This window comes from Companilactobacillus zhongbaensis (assembly GCF_003946515.1).
GTDB lineage: Bacteria > Bacillota > Bacilli > Lactobacillales > Lactobacillaceae > Companilactobacillus > Companilactobacillus zhongbaensis.
The window spans coordinates 94,612-113,116 of record NZ_RHOM01000005.1 but is presented as its reverse complement, the minus strand read 5'-3'; the positions used below and the strand labels follow the sequence as shown (position 1 = coordinate 113,116).

At 38.7% G+C, this 18,505-nt stretch carries 19 protein-coding genes; 2 read left to right on the top strand and 17 right to left on the bottom strand.

Annotated elements, in window-relative coordinates; translation table 11 throughout:
- Positions 1–199: 199 nt before the first annotated feature.
- From recO to rpsU, 6 genes are all read right to left on the bottom strand, one after another.
- On the bottom strand, positions 200–958 hold the full coding sequence (gene recO, locus EKM69_RS03890) for a DNA repair protein RecO (RefSeq protein ID WP_125708317.1): 759 nt from the start codon (positions 956–958) through the stop codon (positions 200–202).
- Positions 958–1,866, bottom strand: a complete 909-nt coding sequence (gene era / locus EKM69_RS03885) for a GTPase Era (RefSeq protein ID WP_125708315.1) — start codon at positions 1,864–1,866, stop codon at positions 958–960. The genes recO and era overlap by 1 nt, the downstream gene beginning before the upstream one ends.
- A gap of 1 nt (position 1,867) precedes the next feature.
- Positions 1,868–2,272 (bottom strand): cytidine deaminase, encoded by a 405-nt coding sequence (locus EKM69_RS03880; RefSeq protein ID WP_125708313.1) that lies wholly within the window; start codon positions 2,270–2,272, stop codon positions 1,868–1,870.
- Positions 2,273–2,284: 12 nt separating this feature from the next.
- On the bottom strand, positions 2,285–2,755 hold the full coding sequence (gene ybeY, locus EKM69_RS03875) for an rRNA maturation RNase YbeY (protein ID WP_125708311.1): 471 nt from the start codon (positions 2,753–2,755) through the stop codon (positions 2,285–2,287).
- A gap of 12 nt (positions 2,756–2,767) precedes the next feature.
- The gene (locus tag EKM69_RS03870; RefSeq protein WP_125708309.1) at positions 2,768–3,745 is read right to left on the bottom strand and encodes a PhoH family protein; all 978 of its coding nucleotides are present in this window, start codon (positions 3,743–3,745) and stop codon (positions 2,768–2,770) included.
- 153 nt (positions 3,746–3,898) lie between these two features.
- Positions 3,899–4,081: a 30S ribosomal protein S21 gene (gene rpsU, locus EKM69_RS03865; RefSeq protein WP_010623558.1), complete on the bottom strand. Its 183-nt coding sequence runs from the start codon at positions 4,079–4,081 to the stop codon at positions 3,899–3,901.
- A gap of 120 nt (positions 4,082–4,201) precedes the next feature.
- On the opposite strand from rpsU, the gene EKM69_RS03860 reads away from it, so the two are divergent.
- Positions 4,202–5,023: a pyruvate, water dikinase regulatory protein gene (locus tag EKM69_RS03860; RefSeq protein WP_125708307.1), complete on the top strand. Its 822-nt coding sequence runs from the start codon at positions 4,202–4,204 to the stop codon at positions 5,021–5,023.
- An 835-nt stretch (positions 5,024–5,858) separates the two neighbouring features.
- Here the strand turns inward: EKM69_RS03860 and EKM69_RS03855 are convergent.
- From EKM69_RS03855 to hisS, 6 genes are all read right to left on the bottom strand, one after another.
- The gene (locus EKM69_RS03855) at positions 5,859–6,755 is read right to left on the bottom strand and encodes a deoxyribonuclease IV (RefSeq protein WP_125708305.1); all 897 of its coding nucleotides are present in this window, start codon (positions 6,753–6,755) and stop codon (positions 5,859–5,861) included.
- A gap of 13 nt (positions 6,756–6,768) precedes the next feature.
- Positions 6,769–7,647, bottom strand: a complete 879-nt coding sequence (locus EKM69_RS03850; protein ID WP_125708303.1) for a YitT family protein — start codon at positions 7,645–7,647, stop codon at positions 6,769–6,771.
- Positions 7,648–7,725: 78 nt separating this feature from the next.
- The gene (gene msrA, locus EKM69_RS03845; protein ID WP_125708301.1) at positions 7,726–8,244 is read right to left on the bottom strand and encodes a peptide-methionine (S)-S-oxide reductase MsrA; all 519 of its coding nucleotides are present in this window, start codon (positions 8,242–8,244) and stop codon (positions 7,726–7,728) included.
- A complete protein-coding gene (gene msrB / locus EKM69_RS03840; RefSeq protein ID WP_125708299.1) occupies positions 8,244–8,684 on the bottom strand; it encodes a peptide-methionine (R)-S-oxide reductase MsrB in 441 nt (146 codons plus the stop codon). Before msrB ends, msrA begins: the two co-directional genes overlap by 1 nt.
- 181 nt (positions 8,685–8,865) lie before the next feature.
- A complete protein-coding gene (gene aspS / locus EKM69_RS03835; protein WP_125708297.1) occupies positions 8,866–10,641 on the bottom strand; it encodes an aspartate--tRNA ligase in 1,776 nt (591 codons plus the stop codon).
- Complete coding sequence (gene hisS, locus EKM69_RS03830) at positions 10,641–11,912, bottom strand: histidine--tRNA ligase (protein ID WP_125708295.1); 1,272 nt, start codon at positions 11,910–11,912, stop codon at positions 10,641–10,643. The genes aspS and hisS overlap by 1 nt, the downstream gene beginning before the upstream one ends.
- Positions 11,913–12,565: 653 nt before the next feature.
- Between hisS and EKM69_RS03825 the strand changes: the two genes are divergently transcribed.
- Positions 12,566–13,885: an N-acetylmuramoyl-L-alanine amidase gene (locus EKM69_RS03825; RefSeq protein WP_125708293.1), complete on the top strand. Its 1,320-nt coding sequence runs from the start codon at positions 12,566–12,568 to the stop codon at positions 13,883–13,885.
- Between the two features lie 374 nt (positions 13,886–14,259).
- Here the strand turns inward: EKM69_RS03825 and EKM69_RS03820 are convergent, their stop codons facing one another.
- From EKM69_RS03820 to EKM69_RS03800, 5 genes are all read right to left on the bottom strand, one after another.
- Positions 14,260–14,895, bottom strand: a complete 636-nt coding sequence (locus EKM69_RS03820) for an HAD-IA family hydrolase (protein ID WP_125708291.1) — start codon at positions 14,893–14,895, stop codon at positions 14,260–14,262.
- A 139-nt stretch (positions 14,896–15,034) separates the two neighbouring features.
- Positions 15,035–15,400 carry a hypothetical protein gene (locus EKM69_RS03815; protein WP_125708289.1) on the bottom strand — a complete coding sequence of 122 codons (366 nt, stop codon included), beginning with the start codon at positions 15,398–15,400 and terminating at the stop codon, positions 15,035–15,037.
- Between the two features lies 1 nt (position 15,401).
- Positions 15,402–15,839 (bottom strand): D-aminoacyl-tRNA deacylase, encoded by a 438-nt coding sequence (dtd, locus tag EKM69_RS03810; protein WP_125708287.1) that lies wholly within the window; start codon positions 15,837–15,839, stop codon positions 15,402–15,404.
- Complete coding sequence (locus tag EKM69_RS03805) at positions 15,839–18,076, bottom strand: RelA/SpoT family protein (protein ID WP_404825391.1); 2,238 nt, start codon at positions 18,074–18,076, stop codon at positions 15,839–15,841. The genes dtd and EKM69_RS03805 overlap by 1 nt, the downstream gene beginning before the upstream one ends.
- Before the next feature lie 96 nt (positions 18,077–18,172).
- The gene (locus EKM69_RS03800; protein WP_125708285.1) at positions 18,173–18,505 is read right to left on the bottom strand and encodes a hypothetical protein; all 333 of its coding nucleotides are present in this window, start codon (positions 18,503–18,505) and stop codon (positions 18,173–18,175) included.

Sequence of the window (18,505 nt, the reverse complement as noted above, 5' to 3'; positions counted from 1 at the left end):
AAAAAAATCGTCCACTTGCAAACATAAACAATATGCTGCAAGGGACGATTTCTCGCGGTTCCACCCTTATTCAGAACCTAAGTTCTGCTCTTTTATTTATAAGTTTAAAGAAGTACGCCATAAAAATTGTGGCTTTCACCATTCCACATCGCTGTTTACATAAATATAATGATAGTCACTTTTCAATCAGTTGTCAACGCTACAAATGCCAGCTATCCATCTTATCGATGAAAGATTTACTTTTCGGATAATATCCCACCGATCCTAGATAGATCGCATCGATAGCTTTTTGAATCAAATGCTTATTTTCAGACTTTAATTCCACACTATGTACTTGGTCCAAATTGATCTGACTAAACATCCGTAAAAAATATAACGTTTGTGGCAACAAGTGCAGTCGATTGGGATCATTTGAGAAATGTTTCGAACAAATCAAACCACCTAAGACGACTGAAAAATCAAATTTTCCTTCAGTCTCACCACCGACAACGCAACGATTCATATTCGGTTCAACGCCAAAGACTTTGAGCAAGTGCATCTGCAAAATATTAACGATTATTTGTGCATCAAAGCCATTATCGATATAACGTAAGGCTTTAAAAACCGTCGTATACCAGTCGAGCGGTAATTTATCTTCCATAAATGCATTGTGGACTAAATCGAATAAAAAAGTCGCATATGCATTTAATTCGATGTCCAAAATAATTTGTTCAAATTGTTTGATATTGCTGGCAGAATTCAAATAAGACAGTCCGTCTTTTTTGACTAGCCCACTGTAGTCTCCGTAAGAAAATGGGATCACAGCCCCGGAAATTTTTGATTTACCGTTTTGAGTACCACGGACTAAAAAAGTTCGGAAGCCGTATTCCTTCGTCAAAATGGTTACCAATGCATCGTGTTCTCGATAGCGCTGGCGTCTGACGACCATTCCAAAAAAGTTACTAGTATTTCGATTCATTACTTAAGATCCTTCAAGGAGTATCCTGCCTTTGAAAGGAATAGTGGATCATCACGCCAGTTCTTCTTAACTTTGACCCAAAGCTTGAGGTTGATCTTTTCTCCCAACAAATGTTCGATCTTGATACGTGAACCAATACCAATATTCTTCAACATGCTGCCACCTTTACCAATAACGATGGCTTTTTGACTATCACGTTCAACATAAATGGTTGCTTCAACTTGTAACTTGCCACGTTCATTACGTTGATTCATCGATTCAACGATAACCGCTACAGAATGAGGAATCTCATCACGAGTATCTGACAAGATCTTTTCTCTAATTAGTTCACCCACGACAAAGTACTCAGGATGATCTGTGATCTGGTCTTCATCATAATACTTAGGTCCTAAAGGCAAATGCTTAGTCAATGAATCGATCAAGTCTTCAACGTTGTTTCCGTTAGTAGCTGAGATCGGAATAGCCTCGGCAAAATCCATCAAATCTTTGTATTCATCGATTTGTGGTGCCATTTCATCTGGATTGATCAAATCGATTTTGTTCAAAATCAAAAATACTGGAGCTTTCACATTATTGAGTTCATCTATAATGAACTTGTCACCAGGTCCAGCTTGTTGACCAGCTTCTGTCATGAATAAGACCGCATCGACTTCTTTCAAAGCTGACAATGCTGCTTTGTCCATGTATTGATCCAAGTCGTTATGTGGCTTATGAATACCAGGTGTATCTAAAAAGATGATTTGTCTTTCATCATCTGTATAAATACCTTGGATCTTATTCCGGGTCGTTTGAGCTTTTGGTGATGTGATTGCTACTTGTTCCTTGATGATCCGATTCATAAAAGTTGATTTCCCGACGTTTGGGCGACCAACGATTGCTACGAATCCTGAGCGAAAATTATTATCCATATTATTTATCCATGTCCTTATCACTGAATGCCAATGGCAAAATTTCTTTAAAGGTATACTCTTTAAAATTATTATCTTTATCGGCCAAATAAACTTGACTATCTGGTCCCATAAATTCACTCATCACTTGTCGACAAGCCCCACAAGGCTTAGACATTTCTGAAGTTGCATTGACAATGATTATTGTCTTAATTTGCTTGTACCCTTCTGAGACTGCTTTAAAAATCGCAGTTCTTTCGGCACAGTTAGTTAATCCATATGAAGCGTTCTCAATATTGCAACCAGTGTAGACTGATCCGTCTTCAGTCACCAAGGCTGCTCCCACCGAATAATTTGAATATGGTGCATAAGCTTGGTTCATTGCTGTAATTGCTTTTGAAAATAACGTTTTTTCATCGATTGTCAATTTGATTACCTCTTATTTTTGTAAGCCGTAGGCGCTTAATATCTTTTCTTGAAGTCCGATCATAACTTTCTCGTCTTCCGGTTCAATGTGGTCATAACCGTTGAGATGCAAGATTCCATGAACGATCGTATAACCTAATTCGCGGTCAAAAGAATGTTCATATTCATCAGCGTGTTCTTTAACGATCTCAACACTGATGAACAGATCTCCTAAGTCAACTGGAAGATCAGGGATTTGTTGCTCCAAATAATCCAATGAGTCTTCGCCGTCGTTGATAGCAAAACTGATCACATCCGTTGCTCGGTCAACATCACGATATTTCTTATTGATCTCGTGGATTTCATCTTTAGTCACAAAATGGATCGACAATTGTGTATTGTCGGCCAATTCCAAATCTGTGGCCGCAAAATCTGCCAAGTCTTCGACCCATTTTTGTCGAGCTTCATCTATTAAATTATCATCATTAAAAATTTCTAGATCCATAACTAACTCCGTTTATTTTTCTTTTGAATCAGTATCATCATAAGCATCGATAATCTCAGCAACAACTGGATGACGAACAACATCCGCTGAAGTAAAATTAACAAATTCAATATGTGGTAAATTTTGTAAAATCTTTTCGGCTTGAACTAATCCACTACGTCCATGACCAGGTAAATCGATCTGAGTAGCATCACCGTTAACGATCATCTTGGAATCAAAACCTAGTCTAGTCAAAAACATCTTCATTTGTTCTCTAGTAGTATTTTGAGCCTCATCCAAAATAACGAATGATTCATCCAAAGTCCGACCTCTCATATATGCTAAAGGAGCAACTTCGATCACGCCACGTTCCAACAAACGATTAGTGTGGTCAGCTCCCATAATTGCATAAAGAGCATCGTAGATAGGTCTCAAGTATGGATCGACTTTTTCTTTAAGATCACCAGGCAAAAAACCGAGGCTTTCACCGGCTTCAACAGCTGGACGTGTCAAAACGATCCGTTGAACTTTACCAGCTTTTAAAGCAGCTACAGCCATAACAACAGCCACGTAAGTTTTACCAGTACCAGCAGGTCCGATACCAAAAGTAATATCATTATGTCTAATTGCGTTTACATACTGTCTTTGACCAAAGTTTCTAACTCTAACAGGCTTACCACTAAAGTCTTTGATCAATTCTTCCTTATACAAGTCGTCAAAATAGTCTAAAGTGCCTCTCTCAGCCATTTTCAGGCCACTGACAATGTCGGCTGAGCCAAAAGTAATTCCATTGTTAGATAGCTTAATAAGCTTGCTGATCAGTGTATTAGCTTTACTAACGTCACTGCCTTCACCAACAATATCGATCGAATCACCAAAAGCATGAACCTTAACGTTCAAACCTTCTTCGATCAAATTCAAATTGCCATCATTAACTCCAAAAATATTGATCGCATCTTGCGGATCATTAATCTGAATAGTTTTCTTAGTTTGTTGCTCATTTTCAGCCAATAAATCACACCCCTGTCGTTACTTTGAATGATACCATAAGGTAGATGAAAACTTGTAGGAAAAGAAAAAAGAACACTAAGAAAATCAGCATTCTTCAGTCTTTTTTAAAAAAATCCATTAAAAAAACCATATCCAATGGATATGGCTAATTTATTAACGACGCTTCTTATTACGCTTACGAGCAGCCTCTGATTTTAACTTTCTCTTAACACTTGGTTTTTCGTAGAATTCGCGTTTTCTGTATTCTTGAAGTGTACCACTCTTTGAGACAGAACGTTTAAAGCGACGAAGAGCATCATCAAGCGACTCATTTTCATGAACGATAGTTTTTGCCATATGATATCCCTCCTTCCGATATTGAACGTAACTGCCTATTTCTTTCACAGTTCATATGTTATTATAACAAAAAGAGCTTAATGTTCAAACTATTTTTTCATTTTTTTAGGAGGAGTTTTCATGACAAAAGAACAAAATATCTTCATTTTATCCGATGCAGCTGGTGAAACCGCTGAAAAAGTGGCTCAAGCAGCCTTCACACAGTTTCCAACTTTAGATACTAAATACACGAAATTTCCCTTTATTAAAAATGATTCGACGCTAGAACACATACTGGACATGGCGAAAGAAAAGGATGCCGTAATCGTCCATACTATAGTTTCAAAAGACACGATCCATACGATCGAAGACTTTTGTCAAAAAAATGATATCACATATTACGACGTAATAAACCCAATAATTGGAACTTTTTCTCAAGTTAAGGGCGTAGAACCAATCAGAAAGAAAGGTTTAACGCACAATTTGGACTCAAATTACTTCGACATGATCTCAGCCATGGAATTTACACTAAATAATGACGACGGTCAAAATCCAAAAGGATTCTTAGAAGCTGACCTATTACTATTAGGGATCTCAAGAACATCCAAGACTCCCCTTTCCCTTTACTTAGCCAACAAGGGATTAAAAGTAGCCAACCTACCACTAGTACCACAAGCCCAGATCCCGGACGAACTGTGGAAAGTAGACCCAAGCAAAGTCATCGGGTTGACGACTGATACTAATGTCTTATTAAAGATCAGACGTCAAAGAATGCTAGCTTATGGCTTGGATCCTAATAATATGTATTCGGCTGAAGACGAGATCAAAAAGGAGCTCGACTTTTCGAATAATATTTACGATAAGATCGGCTGTTATGTTATTAACACAGCAGACAGATCAATTGAGGAAACAGCAGCACTAATAATGGAACAATTAAACTTCAACGGTTTTCATAAGGGGTAGCATATAGATGCTGCTCCTTTTTATTTTATGGTGGTAGTATGTTGGGTTGAGGTTCACTGCCGGTTCCGGGTCGGGGCGCTATATGGGATTGGAACGTAGCCGACATCGATTTGAACTACCCGGGAAGACCACCCGTGCATTTCAAATACGAGTCTTATTCTAAGCGGTAAACCGCTAAGAATAATTTGGCTACTGAACCCATATAGCGCCCCGCCCCTCCACCTAGATTTGAGCATCAATATGCTTTGGTGGATGGGTGGCTCCACTCTAGTAAATGCAAGTTGGCTGTATTTGTGCTCCTTATTTATCACTTGTCTATCTCAAATATCACCTTGATAGTAAAATCAAAAACGTAAAACCTTAGGACCAAAATATAAAATCCGAAATGATATATTGATTGTTATAATCTAACGAAATGGCAGCCGTTGATTTTATCACAAATATATATACAAGATCGGTAAGCTTCCCAATATCCTAGAACTTAATATAAATAGGTCTGAATGTTAAATCAAAACAGTTTTCAGATATAAAGATAAGTACCGTATCCCCCACCAACAAGTGATTTTTGTACTAACTTAGGTCCTGTGGGGGTGGAGGGAATTCGCCGTCAGCCGCGAAATTTTCGTTTGCACGGCATGGGCCGTGCTTACGAAAAGGTCAAGCTTTGAGATGTCCAAGGCGGTCTTCCTTGGATAGCTCAAAGTTGGCCCGCAGCGTTCCACGGCGCAATTCCCGGAACCCCCACAGGACCGGGAACAAACCTCCAACCAACATACTTCCTCAAAAAACATCAAACACAAACAAAAAAAAGCTAGCAAAAAACGCTAGCTTTTTTTTATTTTGCCATCAGCTTATTTTTCATCTCTGGATCAAACTGTTGGCTTCTTAGCATGTCGATTTCTTCTTTAAAGGCTGGGACTCCCTTTTTGTCGTTTTCATCTTTCTTGACGTATGGAGTCTCCATGATCTTTGGTACTTGTTCTAATTGTGGGTGATGTGCCACGTAATTTAAGGCGTCAAAGCCGATTGTTCCGAATCCTATGTCGTCGTGACGGTCTTTGTGTGAGCCTTGTTCATTCTTTGAATCGTTTAAGTGAACTACGGAAATTTTGCCGATTCCTAAGATGTGATCGAACTCATTTAGGACTCCGTCAAAATCGTTTTTAATGTCGTAGCCGGCGTCACTCATGTGACAAGTATCGATGGTTACTGATAACTTGTCATTTTTTTGACAGTGGTCAAAAATTTGAGCAATTTGTTCGATGCTGGTTCCTACTTCGGTCCCTTTTCCTGCCATGGTTTCGATGGCGATGCTGACGTTTTGGTTTTCGTCAATTATCTCATCCATCGCTTCTGCAATTTGCTTCAAAGCTACGTCTGGACCTTTGCCTAAATGAGCTCCTGGATGGAAGCTTAAAGCTTGAATTCCCAGTGCGTCACAGCGCTTGATTTCTCCTTGCATGAATTCGATCCCGAATTGTAGATTTTGTGGCTTAACGGTGTTGCCAAGGTTGATGATATAAGGTGCGTGACCAATGATGTTGTTGATTCCGTATTCCTCGAGTAATTTCTTACCTTCTTCGATCTTCATTTCTGAAGTATCTTTTCGGCGCGTATTTTGAGGAGCTCCGGTGAAGATCATCATCGCATTGGCTCCATAACTGTGAGCTTCTTGCGCCGATCCTACTAACATTTTTGGTGCCTTCATGGCAACGTGTGACCCTATAATCATTCTTGACCCTCCATTAATAGATATGTTTCTGATAAAATCTGCCCAATACTTTGACGGTGTCAGTGACACTGACAAAAGCGTGGGGATCTGATTCGTACATAGCATTTTCTAGTTCGTGTTGTTCTGCTCGTGAGATAACCGTGAACAAAATTGTTTTTTGTTGATGCTTGTAGGCACCTTCAGCATCGTGAACGATCGTAATACCACGACGCATTTCGTTTTGGATCTCTGTGATAACACTCTTTGGCTTTGAAGTGACGATCATAACTTGCAACTTTTGATCCTTGTTATAGATCATGTCGATCACTTGTCCATTAATGAAAATACTTACCGCACTGTATAAAGCGTGGACCCAACCGAATAAAAATCCGGCAAAAGCAATGATCATTAAGTTGAACATAATATTGATCGTACCAACACTCTTTCCGGTTCTCTTCCGTAAAACTATCCCAATGATATCAATACCACCAGTTGAGATTCCGTTACGCAATGCCATACCGGTACCAAATCCGTTGACTACCGCACCGAAGATCGCACAGACCAATGGGTCAGCCGTGATCTCTAGCGGTGGTATCCAGTGCATCATGAACGATGATAAAATGACGGCCACAAACGTGAACATGGTAAATTTGTGCTCGATCTTCGTCCAAGCTAAAACAAATAGTGGTGCATTCAGTACAACCAGCATAATAGCCGTTGAAATATGAAATGGGAACCAACGCTCAGTGATAGTTGAAACTAACTGAGCGGCACCAGTGATACCAGAACCATAAATTCCACCTGGCGTCCAAAACATATTAACGGCTATTGATACAGTAATTGAATATAAAAAAGCAACTGATAATTTCGATAAGCTTTGATGTCTTTCAATCAACTTATCCAGTTCATCCATGAAAAATTCTCCTGTTATTCGTTAATAATATACGTTGTAATCTTACCACAAATACCGAAGAATACTCACGGAATACGGTCACTTTTGATGTTTTTGAAGAAATGCGGCACGACCACCCATTTCTTCCATTTGATATCTTTCAGGATTCTTCTTGTAGAAATCTTGATGATAATCTTCTGCTACATAAAACTCTTTAGCTGGAAGGATCTGTGTGACGATCGGGTCATCAAATTCTCCGGATTCAGCTAATTGTTTCTTAGAAGCTTCAGCAATTTCTTTTTGTTCATCATTTGCGTAATAAATAACTGGACGATAACTGTCACCACGATCTTGGAATTGACCTGTTGCGTCAGTTGGATCAGCAACCATCCAATAAATTTCAACTAATTCTTTGTACGAAATAACATCGGCGTCATAAGTGATCTTGACAGCTTCAGTGTGTCCAGTGGTTTCAGTACAAACTTGTTCATAAGTAGGATTGGGAACATGGCCACCAATATAACCGGAAATAACCGAGATGATACCAGGTTGTTGATCAAATGGATGAACCATGCACCAGAAACATCCCCCTGCGAAAATCGCTGTTTCTTCCTTCATTATTTGTCCCCCTCATCAACAAATTGTTTGTATTCGCCATAGCCTTTTTCGTCCATTTGGTCATATGGGATAAACTTCAAGGCTGCAGAATTAATACAATATCTCAATCCACCTAATTCTTCAGGACCATCAGTGAAGACGTGGCCTAAATGAGAATTGGCTGATCCACTACGTACTTCTGTTCTTTCAATACCGATCGAAGTATCGCGGTTTTCTTTCAATTTAGCAATTGGCTGACTGAATGAAGGCCATCCACATCCAGCGTCGTATTTTTTAGCTGAAGAAAATAGAGGTTCCCCACTAGCAATATCAACGTAAATACCTTTTTGATAAAAATCATCATATTCCCCGCTAAAAGGTCTTTCAGTTGCAGCGTGTTGAGTAACCATGTACTCCATTTCATTCAGATCCTCTGTGTTTTTCTTGTATTCGTCTGCCAATTAAATCACTCCTTTGTATATAAAATAGTATAAACAACCACATATCGTTTACTAATATTTTGCTCATAAATCTTAAAAAAATTTCAAGCACTTTTCAGTAGAATACTGTCATGGCAATATATAATCCAAGAATATTTTTTACTAAAAAAGCACTCTGATTTTTTATCAGAATGCTTTCAATCTATTTCTTGTCTTCATCTGCTACTTCGATACCAAGTTCTTGCAATTGTTCGTCAGAAACACGAGCAGGTGCATGTGTCATTGGTTCAGTAGCATTCGAGTTCTTAGGGAAGGCGATGACGTCACGAATGTTACTCTTACCTGACAGTAACATAGCGAATCGATCGAGCCCGATAGCTAAACCACCATGTGGTGGGCAACCGAATGTCAAGGCATCTAGTAGATAACCGAATTCTGCATTGGCTCTTTCTGGTGTGAAATCAAGTGCTTTAAGCATCTTTTCTTGGATTTCACGATCATGGATACGGATCGAACCTCCACCTAATTCATAACCATTCAAGACGATATCATAACTTTGTGCGTATGCTTTGTGTGGGTCTTCTCCATCATTTAAGTAGTGCACATCTTCTTCGTTTGGCATTGTGAATGGATGGTGAGCAGCAGTCCATCTTTGAATACCTTCATCGTATTCGAATAGTGGCCAGTTTACGACCCAGCAATATGCGAATTCATTTTCATCATACAAGTGTAAGTTCTTAGCGATGTCAGTTCTCAACCAACCTAATGCGTCAGCAACGACTTTTTTACGGTCAGCAACAAAGAGTACTAAATCGTTGTTTTCTAGTCCTAAACGGTTTACTAAGTCTTCTTCGTGAGAAGTGATGAACTTAGCAACTGGACCTGTTAACTTATCGTCGTTGTATTTTACCCAAGCTAGACCTTTAGCACCAAAACGTTTGATGTATTCTGTGTATGCATCAATGTTTTTACGTGAATACTTGTCAGCGTTGTTCTTAACAACAATGGCCTTAACTTGTCCACCATTATCAATGGCACCTTTGAAGACCTTAAATTCTGAGTCAGCAAAAATATCATTTAAGTTTTGTAATTCCATACCGAAACGGATATCTGGTTTATCTGAACCGAAACGGTCCATGGCGTCATCCCAGTTGATTCTTGGGAATGGCAATTTAACATCGATGCCTTTTTCGTCCTTCATAACACGGGCAATCAAGCCTTCGGTTACTTCTTGGATCTCTTCTGCAGACATGAAACTTGTTTCAATATCGATTTGAGTAAATTCTGGTTGACGGTCACCACGAAGGTCCTCATCACGGAAACAATGAGCCAATTGGAAGTAACGATCAAAACCACCGACCATCAATAGTTGTTTGAATAATTGAGGTGATTGTGGCAAAGCATAAAAACTACCTGGGTAAACACGTGAAGGAACCAAATAATCACGAGCACCTTCTGGAGATGATTTACCTAAGTTAGGAGTTTCAATGTCAATAAACCCGTTGTCATACAAATATTCGTTTACTGAATGTTTGATTTGAGCTCTAGTTCTTAAGGCTTTTTGCATGACAGGACGACGGAAGTCTAAATAACGATATTTCAACTTAGTTTCTTCAGTTGTATCAATGTCGTCAGCAATTTCGAATGGAGGTGTCTTTGATTTGTTCAGAATTTCAAGTTTTTCAACTAAGACTTCGACCTTACCAGTCTTCATGTCTGGGTTGATAGCTTTTTCACCACGCAATTGAACTTTACCGATGGCGTTGATGACATATTCTGATCTCAATGTCTCAGCTTGATTGAAGATCTCGCCTTCATCATTATTGAAAACTAATTGGACGATTCCTTTATAATCACGAAGATCAACGAAGATCAAACCACCCAAGTCACGGCGACGTTGTACCCAACCGTCTAGAGAAACTGTTTGTCCAACGTATTTTTCATCGATATTTCCGCAATAGTCTGTACGTTTTTCCATTATTTTTCCTCGATTCCTTTAAGTTCTTCAGCTAAGTTTTCTAATGATACTGGATGTTCTTCCCCTGTTGCCATGTTTTTGACATTAGCTGTATCATTTTCCAACTCATTGTCACCAATAGTTACAGTGTATTTAGCATTCAAATTGTTGGCTGACTTAAATTGAGCTTTTGTTTTACGGCTCAAGTAGTCTTTGTCTGCTGAAAATCCAGCAGCACGTAAGCCGGCTAAGATCTTAATTGATGCCTTTTCGGCTTTTTCACCGATAGTAACTAAGTAAACATCTAAATCAGTCGTTAAATCTAGTTCGTTATCGATCAAAAGCAACAGTCTTTCAACTCCAAGTCCAAAACCGATACCTGGTGTTTCTGGTCCACCTAATTCTTCAACTAAGCCGTTGTATCTACCACCAGCTAAAACAGTTATTTCTTTGTTGTTGAAAGCTGGGTCTGTGACCATGAATTCAAAAATAGTGTGATTGTAGTAATCAAGACCACGTACCATTGTTGGATCAACTTCATAGTTGATATCAAGATCATCTAACAATGACTTCAAATATTCAAAACGTTGCGCTGAAGCATCGTTTAAATAATCTAAAATCGAAGGTGCATCTTTAACGATCTCTTTATCGTTTTTATCTTTACTATCTAAAATACGAAGTGGATTCTTTTCCAAACGAACTTTGGAATCATCGCTCAATTGGTCCTTAAACGGTGTAAAGTAATCGACCAAAGCTTGATGATAATTAGCACGTGATTCGGGATCACCTAAGGTATTGATAGCTACTTTAAGATTCTTGATTCCTAATTCGTTCAAGAATGCCAAACCCATGGTAATGATCTCAACATCTAATTCTGGAGAATCTGAACCAAATGCTTCAACACCAATTTGGTGGAATTGACGTTGACGACCAGATTGAGGACGTTCGTATCTAAACATTGGTCCCTTGTACCAAACTTTGTAAGGTTTAACATGTTCTGGTCCATAAAGCTTGTTTTCAACATAAGAACGAACAACTCCAGCTGTTCCTTCAGGACGTAGTGCTAAATGACGATCACCCTTGTCTTTGAAATCGTACATTTCTTTTGAAACAATATCAGATGTGTCACCTGAAGATCTTTCAAAAACTTCATAAGATTCAAAAATCGGTGTGCGGATCTCGGAAAAACGATAACGGTCAAAAACATCTTTTGCGACGTTTTCAACATATTGCCACTTACTTGATTCACCTGGCAAAATGTCCATAGTACCTTTCGGCTTTTGATAACGCATATTGAATACTCCTTTAAAAAAGTTTAGAGAGCGGAAGGCGACGTTCAGTTACTGAGGATTTAAACACATAGAGCACAGCGAGGTTGGTCAGCTGCTGAGTCTCGGAACTCGTTTCAGCATCCATGAGGATAAAGATAAAAAACACTATCCAATTGCAGAAAGTTTAGCAAATATAAATAGATAGTGCTATCTATACATCTAAATCAGTGCCTCGACCACCTGTGTTAACAAGAGGCTACTGTCACCTAGAGCTTGACTCAAAAAAAAAGCATCCTCGTCTAAAACGACAAGGGTGCTTTTTGGCACGGTACCACCTAGTTTATTTCTACAGTTAACGCCTGCCAAACGTTTGTGTTTCGTCACGAAGACATTTACTGCCTGGTCTCAGCTTACAGGCTCTCTGTGTAGTAAATTTGTTTGATTAAATAATATAATTCTAAATTAATCAAAAATTGCCCAATTGTCAAGTTTCTTTCGCTTAATGAAAAGGTTTTCTTGGTATTTTCACCCTACAATAAATATTTTTATTTGATAAATAGTCAAATTTTCTATAATTATTGCTAATTACGCGCAAAATTACTGGATTTTTTAGTAATATATTAAGTATGAGGAAAAGTAACTTATTTTTGCGACCTAAAAAAGGAATGTTTTACATGAAAAAAATACTTCTAATGGTTCTCGCATTTTTACGCAAATATAAAATCATTATCGCCCTCGCCTTTTTATTGGCGATCTCAAGCATTTCCACTGTGGCTCTTGCTAACGCAAACTCAGTGGTAGTTCAGTCTGAATCGGTCAATGTCCGCATCGGACCTGGCTTGTCGTATGCCAATATGGGACAAGTTAAAAAAGGTGATAAATTATCGATCATCAGCGAAAAGAATAAATGGTATGAAGTCCGTCTAGCTGGCGACAAGATCGGCTGGGTAGCTAGCTGGCTCTTAGATAATACGACCGTGAGTTCAACCGCTAATAAAGTCGGGATTATTAAAGTCCAAAATACCACCGTGTTCAAGAATGCTGATTCTTCAAGTGACGTATTAGGAACTGTTTCCCAATCACAGAAAGTCTCGATCATGTATCAAGAAAGTGATTGGACACAAATTTTATACAAAGGGACTGCTGGTTGGGTCAAGACTGAGTTCATTCAAGGAACTCAAGAAACATCTGGACCAGAAAGTGCCCATAAATCCAAGAGTAATAAAGATGGCGTTAAAACTGTCACGGTAACCCAACCAAGTACTAAACTTCGGATCGAACCTAATTCCAATAGTCGAATCGTTAAGAGCGTCAACGTTGGTAAGAGTTTCGACTACCTAGGAAAAGATGGTAAATGGTACAAAGTTCGTGATAGCGATGGATCAGTCGGCTATGTGGCTAGCTGGGTCGTAACAGTGACAGGAACCAAAAATCCAGTAAAATCCGCCGCAACTAATATTTCCGAGTCAACGATCATCATTGACCCTGGACACGGTGGCGACGATACAGGTGCCCTATCACAAAAGAAAACATACGAAAAGAACTTTACTTTAGAGTATGCTCAAGCAATTAAGCACGAATTACAAAAAACTGGTGCTAGAGTAATCTTAACTAGAAATGGTGACCAAACAGCTTCACTAGGACAAAGAGCTCGTCAATCAAGTAAGATTGAAGCAGACGCCTTCATCAGCCTGCACTTCGACTCAACCGAATCAGCAAGTGCCGGATCAGGGATAACCACGTATTATTACCAAAAGAACAAAGACGGCAAACTAGCCAAAGACATCAACGACCAACTAAAAAGCGTCCAAATCAAAAACAAAGGCACCAACCAAAAAGACCTTTACGTACTACACTACAACAGCCAACCTTCAGTACTACTAGAACTAGGCTACATCAACTCAAAATCAGACTATAAACACATCACATCTGAAAAATATAAAGAGCAAATCGCTAAAGCTGTTACTGCCGGATTGAAGAATTACTTTCAGTAAAACACAGAGAGTGGAGGCACACGGGTAGCTGCTGAGGATTTAGGGACTGTCGGCACCAAAGGTGCGGCGAAGCCGTGCCTGCCGACAGTTTCTAAACCGGAGGCCGCTGTGTGCCGGAACTCGTTTTCGCATCCTTGAGTATAAAACATAAAAGCACTATCCAATTAACTGCAATTTTAACCAGCAAAAAATGGATAGTGCTATTTTGTTGCAGCAAATTTAGCAATCCAAAATAGATAACACGATCCCCTGCACCCAAAATTCACACGTAACCAAAATAACAACGTTTAATTCAAAAAACCAAACAAAAAAAGCCCCCCAACAAAACTACGGGAAGCTTTTTGACTATCAAATTTCATAAAAGCCAAATTAAATCAAACCAACTCCAAAACCCCAACAAGATCCCCAACAACAAAATCCTGTCCAAATTCAGCATTAACATCCGAATACAAAACACACTTAGCTCCAACAGAACGGCCAAAATCGATATCGATCTGTCGGTCACCAACAACAAACAATGAGTCGGTTGACAATGAATATTTTTTCATCAAATATTTCAGCATGTTAGGATCTGGCTTACGAATAAAATCATCTTCAACACTGACGATTTCGTCAAAGAATCCATCGATCCCTAATTTCTTAGCGATGTCATAAATCGACTGATCACGATGAGTCACAATAAATTGTTGAACGCCCTTTTCTTGTAATGCTTTAAGTGTCTTCAAGGCATGGGGCATTAAAACGATATCGTCTTGATGTTGTTGTTCGATCAACTTGTAATCGTGATAAAAAGTTTTAACGTTTGCCTCAACGTTTTCCTTGGTGCTCTCTTCTTCAGTAAACAATTCTTCAACATAGTTTCTGATTGAAGTTTTTTTAATATCCTTAAAAATCGTGTCTCGTGAAAGATCGATTTTAAAATTATCTTTTAAAGACTTTTGAACTGCCGTAACCATACCTGGATAACTATTGGCTAAGGTCCCATCAAAGTCCCATACAATACTTGTCATATTATCGCTCCATGATGATGGTTACTGGTCCCATCATTAGTTATATCAATTTGCACATTGGCGCTGAGATCATCAGCTCGTATGCTCACCATCAGCATACAAGGTAAATTGAAAAATTGACAATATTTTGTCACCGATATTATTTATTAAGCATCGAACCTTCAAAGAGTATTATTTTTTCAATTTTGTTGGCTTTGAACGTTTTAAACTCATAATAAATCGTCAAATAATTCTCTTCATTTCCTTTGGTCAGTAAAGCCAAAAAGAAAGCTTGCTTGCCGTGAGAAACAGATGCGACTGAAGTTATAGTATCTGCTTCGATACTCAATTTCTCGAGCTCAGCTAAATTATCGGTCTCCGTCCCATCAAGCAAAGTTATCGAGATGTCATTTGCCGAATCAGCTCTTAACTCAGATAAATTTTTGGTCAAAAGATTAATGGAATAAGTTTCAACAAATTTATTCTTGGGAGAATTATTGCAATTTTCATTTGGAATAATCTTCATTTTACCGCTCCATGATAATGGTTACAGGTCCATCATTAGTCAAATCAATTTTCATATCAGCACCGAATTCACCTGTCTCAACTTCAAGATCATGGTCTTGCAAAGCTTGGTTGAATTGGTCATATTTCTTACTTGATGTTTCAAAATTACCTGCACCAGTGAAACTTGGCCGGTTTCCATGCTTGGTGTCAGCATACAAGGTAAATTGCGAAATTGACAATATTTTGCCACCGACATCTTTGATCGACAAGTTCATTTTGTCATCAGCATCTGAAAAAATCCTCATGTTAGCAATCTTTCGAGCCATATATTCAATTGTTTCATCTGTGTCTTCATCGGCAAAAGCTACAAGCAAACAAAATCCTTGATCGATCTGACCAAGGATTTTGTTATCAACCGTAACCTTCGCTTGCGAGACACGTTGGATAACTACTTTCATTATTCAATCGTCCTCTTTACTTGGTATACATCTGGTACACTATTTAGTTTTGAAATGATCTTATCAAGATGCTCTTTATTATTTACACCAACGGATACGTGAATGATTGCCATCTTATCACGATCAAGGCTTCCGTTGACGTTGTTTAATGCATTGGTAGTGGAATTAATTACTTGTAAAACGTCATTCAAGAGACCGTTACGGTTGAACCCGTAAATGTCTAGTTCAGCAATATAACGTTTATCCGAAGTAACATTTTCCCAACTAACATCGATAAAACGTTTTTTAGCTTCTTCGCTTTGAACGTTAGGACAGTCTGCCCGATGGATCGTCAAGCCCCTACCTTTAGTAATGTAGCCGACGATATCATCCCCAGGAATCGGGTTACAACATTTAGCTAAACGGATCAATAAGTTATCGATTCCTTCAACTGAAATACTGTTATTGGCATTGCTCCGTTCTTTTTGGATCTTGTTTTGAACGTGTTCGTTAGGAGTCTTACGTTCTTTGCTATCTTCTTCTGTGATAACTTTTTCTTCAAGCTCTTTACGTTCGGACTCTTTTTTGTTGTCAGGGTCTTCATTAATTAACTTATGAACCACGTTCAATGGTGACAGTTCACCATAACCCACGGCATTAAAAAGCTCTTCTTCATCGGTGTAGTTGAATCGTTTAACAACTTTTTCAATATGAGTCTTATCAAGGAATTTCTTCAGTGACAATGATTGGCTCTTCAATTCAGCTTCGATCAATTCATGTCCGAGTTGAATATTTTCTTCCCGATCCTTGATCCGGAAGTAACGTCTGATCTTGTTCCGAGCTCTAGTTGTATAAACTAGTTTGACCCAGTCACGGCTCGGCTTGGCGTTAGACGATGTCAACATTTCGATAATGTCACCATTTTTGAGTTGATAATTCAATGGCACCATTCTGCCATTAACTTTAGCACCAACTGAATGGCTACCAACTTCCGTATGGACTTGATATGCAAAATCTAGTGGCACGGAACCTTTCGGCAACTCAATGACTTCACCACGAGGGGTAAAAACATAAACCCTGTCGTTGAAAATTTCACCTTTAACCGACTTCATAAAGTCAGCAGCGTTGTCAGAGTTTTCTTGCAACTCCAAGATCTCACGGAAAACATCGATCTTTTGTTCATCAGAGTCAAGGTGAACCCCTTTGAAGTTACCTTCTTTGTATGCCCAGTGAGCAGCCACACCATATTCAGCCACGTCATGCATAGCATAAGTTCTGATCTGAACTTCTAGTGGTTGACCACCAGGTCCAATGATAGTTGTATGGAGTGATTGATATCCATTAGTCTTAGGGACAGCAATATAATCCTTAAAGCGTCCTGGAATAGGCTTCCACTTCGAGTGGATCGAACCGAGGACCGCATAACAATCCTTGACCGTTTCCACCACGATCCGGATAGCTAAAAGGTCATACAATTCAGAAAATTGTTTGTGTTTGTCACGCATCTTCTTATAGATAGAATAAATGTGCTTCGGACGACCGTAGATCTCGTATTTGATATTTAAGGAGTCAACACTAGTCTTGATATACTTGATAGCTTCAGAAATATATCCTTCACGCTGATCACGTTTACTATTCATCAAGTGGACGATCCGATAGTATTGTTGTGGATTGATGTATTGGAGTGAAAGATCTTCCAATTCCCACTTGATCTTGCTAATACCTAATCTATCAGCTAATGGAGCATAAATTTCTAAAGTTTCATTGGCAATCCGGCGTTGTTTATCCGGACGCAATGCTTTTAAGGTGCGCATATTGTGCAATCTGTCGGCTAACTTGACCATGATGACACGCAAGTCTTTGGCAGTAGCAATCAACATCTTCCGGTGGTTCTCTGCTAAAAGTTCTTGATGAGAACGATATTTGTACTTACTGATCTTAGTTACGCCATCAACGATCGTAGCAACTTGATCTCCAAATAATTCCTTAACGTCACCCAAAGTTACATTGGTATCTTCAACCACATCGTGCAAATACCCGGCAGCGACTGTGTAAGGATCCATGTGCAATGATGCTAAGATCTGAGCAACTTGTGTGGGATGGATAATGTAAGGTTCCCCAGTGGCACGTTTTTGTTCCTTATGAACATAGGCGGCAAAATTATAGGCTTTGTTCACAAATTCCACGTGTTCGTCATTCATGTATTGACGACAAATATCGAGCACTTCATCAGGAGTATAATCTTCTCTTTTTTTCACCCTGATCACTCCCTCTTCCTAACATAAAAAGCACTCTGCGAGTGCTTTTTCGGCTTATTAATTATTATCATGTATAAGTGATTAAAATTCAATTAATTAATCATCAAATAAGAAATAAATCAAAATACTTAAAACTAAATAAATTCCGGCTAAAAAGTAGCCATAGCGACCATACTTCACAAAGACGCTGATCACGAAAATAACTGGGAAGATCACCAAGTTATAAAACGAAAGTGAATATTTTTTAGAAAACCAGCCAATGAAACCAGCAAATAATACGTTAATAACAAAAAACAAGAATATGATCCGATTGCTGCGTCCTAAATGAAATAGGTTAAATAAGATCGGCATGATGAACACTAACACTACCGAGAGTAAAGCAATATAGGTCGTTTTTGATTTTTTAATTTCAGTCCAAAGATTCTTCAA

Excerpts from the sequence above, each read along its gene's own strand:
- EKM69_RS03855 (WP_125708305.1), bottom strand. The coding sequence starts at position 6,755 with ATGATTATAGGGTCACACGTTGCCATGAAGGCACCAAAAATGTTAGTA.
- rpsU (WP_010623558.1), bottom strand. The coding sequence starts at position 4,081 with ATGGCAAAAACTATCGTTCATGAAAATGAGTCGCTTGATGATGCTCTT.
- msrA (WP_125708301.1), bottom strand. The coding sequence starts at position 8,244 with ATGAAGGAAGAAACAGCGATTTTCGCAGGGGGATGTTTCTGGTGCATG.
- EKM69_RS03815 (WP_125708289.1), bottom strand. The coding sequence starts at position 15,400 with ATGAAGATTATTCCAAATGAAAATTGCAATAATTCTCCCAAGAATAAA.
- EKM69_RS03820 (WP_125708291.1), bottom strand. The coding sequence starts at position 14,895 with ATGACAAGTATTGTATGGGACTTTGATGGGACCTTAGCCAATAGTTAT.
- era (WP_125708315.1), bottom strand. The coding sequence starts at position 1,866 with ATGGATAATAATTTTCGCTCAGGATTCGTAGCAATCGTTGGTCGCCCA.
- aspS (WP_125708297.1), bottom strand. The coding sequence starts at position 10,641 with ATGGAAAAACGTACAGACTATTGCGGAAATATCGATGAAAAATACGTT.
- EKM69_RS03860 (WP_125708307.1), top strand. The coding sequence starts at position 4,202 with ATGACAAAAGAACAAAATATCTTCATTTTATCCGATGCAGCTGGTGAA.
- EKM69_RS03850 (WP_125708303.1), bottom strand. The coding sequence starts at position 7,647 with ATGGATGAACTGGATAAGTTGATTGAAAGACATCAAAGCTTATCGAAA.
- recO (WP_125708317.1), bottom strand. The coding sequence starts at position 958 with ATGAATCGAAATACTAGTAACTTTTTTGGAATGGTCGTCAGACGCCAG.
- ybeY (WP_125708311.1), bottom strand. The coding sequence starts at position 2,755 with ATGGATCTAGAAATTTTTAATGATGATAATTTAATAGATGAAGCTCGA.
- hisS (WP_125708295.1), bottom strand. The coding sequence starts at position 11,912 with ATGCGTTATCAAAAGCCGAAAGGTACTATGGACATTTTGCCAGGTGAA.
- EKM69_RS03825 (WP_125708293.1), top strand. The coding sequence starts at position 12,566 with ATGAAAAAAATACTTCTAATGGTTCTCGCATTTTTACGCAAATATAAA.
- dtd (WP_125708287.1), bottom strand. The coding sequence starts at position 15,839 with ATGAAAGTAGTTATCCAACGTGTCTCGCAAGCGAAGGTTACGGTTGAT.